This window comes from Pseudomonas sp. 05N434 (genome assembly GCF_056396965.1).
On record NZ_JBFTMK010000937.1, the window covers coordinates 1 to 1,015 of the forward strand.

Consider the following 1,015-nt stretch of genomic DNA (forward strand, 5'->3'; position numbering starts at 1 on the left):
GGCTTTACTTTTGGTCTACATCGTAGGTGTCAGTGGCTATATCTACTACCTCTACGTCGAGACTCAAGGAATTCTCACTGACAACATTAATAACAAGCTGCTGCATGCCGCGCTGGGCGCGTCAGCCATTCTCGGCGACCGCTACCATGACAATCTGATCGACAAACAGTCGAAAACGGAAGCGCAAGACTGGGATACCATTCAGCGGCTTTCCAGATTCAACGAGTCCATGGGCACCGCGTTTGTCTACAGCGTGGTCAAACGCGATGGGGAAGCCTATCTGATCAGCTCCAGCGCCTCGAAAAAAGAGATTCAAGAGCAGAATTACGTACGCTTTTTCGATCCTTATCCAGATGCCAGTCAGGCCCTGCTCGACAGTTTTGAGCGCACCGAGCCCACCTGGATCGATTACTCGGATCACTGGGGAGACTTTCGCGCCGTCTTCGTCCCAATGAAATCCCAGGACGGGACGGTTTATGTGGCAGGTGCGGAGATGACGTTGGCGAACTACAACCAACAACTTAATCAGGACTCTCTGCACCATATCATCCTTGCCATTCTGGTATTTCTCGCCTTCAGTCTTTTGTTCGTGATCGACTTATTGCGCATGCGTGCTCATCTTCAGCAACTGCAAATAAACGAACAGGTATTGAGTCAGGCAAAAGATGCCGCCGAAGACGCGGATCGTTCCAAGACCCGTTTTTTAGCCACCATGAGTCATGAAATCCGCACCCCCATGTACGGTGTCATCGGTGCGACCGAGTTACTGGCCGGCTCCRCCCTGAATCCCGAGCAAAGCGCTCTGGTCAATACGATTCATACCAGCGGACGAACCCTGCTGTCGCTTATCGACAACATTCTCGACCTGGCAAAGATCGAAGCGGGCAAACTTGAATTGAGGCCTCGTGTATTCGAAGTGAGAGCATTGGTTTCATCCAGTATTGAAATGATCCGGCAAAACACTCAGGGCAAACCAATCATCATTGAGGCTCAGGTATCACCGGATGTACCGCAC

1 protein-coding gene is annotated in these 1,015 nt (G+C 51.3%); it reads left to right on the top strand.

Translation table 11 applies throughout. From position 1 onward, the window contains the following. A partial coding sequence (locus AC1DLB_RS30865) for a histidine kinase dimerization/phospho-acceptor domain-containing protein (protein ID WP_477786389.1) occupies positions 1 to 1,015 on the top strand: 1,015 nt, incomplete at both ends.